This window comes from Aeromonas sp. QDB11 (assembly GCF_027705265.1).
GTDB classification, from domain to species: domain Bacteria; phylum Pseudomonadota; class Gammaproteobacteria; order Enterobacterales; family Aeromonadaceae; genus Aeromonas; species Aeromonas allosaccharophila.
The window spans coordinates 1-668 of sequence record NZ_JAPDBM010000222.1; the positions used below are offsets into that span (position 1 = coordinate 1).

General features: G+C 58.8%; 1 protein-coding gene. It reads right to left on the bottom strand.

What is annotated here, in order from left to right:
* Positions 1 to 668: IS21 family transposase (istA, locus tag OKC40_RS22775; protein ID WP_270797061.1), on the bottom strand; the 668-nt coding region annotated here is incomplete at both ends.

Sequence of the window (668 nt, forward strand, 5' to 3'; positions counted from 1 at the left end):
CGATAGGGATGCACCGGTAGTGACCCCAGTGCCGGGCGGTCCAACTGCTCAAACGCCTCGCGTCGGTTACCGGGCAGCTGCTTGAACGGGCGCTCGTTGAGCTCATTCAACAAAGCCCGGATGCACTGGTTGAGTTCGGCAAGCGAGAAGAAGGTCTGATGGCGTAGACGAGCCAGGATCCAGCGCTCGACGATCTGCACTCCCACTTCAGCCTTGGCTTTATCCTTAGGCTTATAAGGGCGAGCTGGCATCACTGCCACCTGATAGTGCTCGGCCAACTGCTGGTAGCTGGGGTTTAGCTCGGGATCGTAACGGCAAGCCTTGCTGACACCGCTCTTGAGATTGTCGGGGATCAGGAGTGCCGGGGTCCCGCCGAAAAACTCAAAGGCACGGACATGGCTTTGCAGCCAGTCCGGCAGTGACTGTGACCAGGTGGCCTCGGCAAAGGTGTAGTTGGACGCACCAAGCACGGCGACAAAGATCTGGGCCTGACGGATCTCACTCGTGGAGGGCGAGACGATGGGCACCGTGGGCCCGCAGTAGTCGATAAAGAGCTTTTCCCCCGCCTTGTGGATCTGGCGCATGGAGCGTTTTTGCAACTGACACCAGGACTTGTAACGGTCGCAGAACTGGGAGTAGCTGTAACAGCTATTGGGATAGCGCTGGGT